The organism is Pseudoalteromonas sp. MER144-MNA-CIBAN-0113 (genome assembly GCF_040308965.1).
Taxonomy (GTDB): domain Bacteria; phylum Pseudomonadota; class Gammaproteobacteria; order Enterobacterales; family Alteromonadaceae; genus Pseudoalteromonas; species Pseudoalteromonas tetraodonis.
Map to the genome: position 1 here is coordinate 1 of NZ_JBEOOG010000345.1, position 273 is coordinate 273.

General features: G+C 38.5%; 1 pseudogene. It reads left to right on the plus strand.

Going from position 1 to position 273, the window contains the following annotated elements:
• Window positions 1–273 (plus strand): annotated as a pseudogene (locus tag AAEY57_RS19975) (TonB-dependent receptor); the annotation flags it as partial.

Consider the following 273-nt stretch of genomic DNA (forward strand, 5'->3'; position numbering starts at 1 on the left):
GTGGGATTAATTGGCATATTAATAAACAATGGCAGTCATCATTAAGAGTACGCCATATTGGCAAAAGAACACTTACTGACGACGGTAGTAAACGCTCAAATCCCCTTACGGTTATAAATTCATTAGTTAGCTATAGCCAAGCGCATTGGAAAGTAGACTTTGAACTATTAAATTTATTTAACAGTAACGATCACGACATAGATTATTATTATACCTCGCGCCTACCTGGCGAGAACAGCGAAGGCATAGCCGACAATCACTTTCATCCAATAG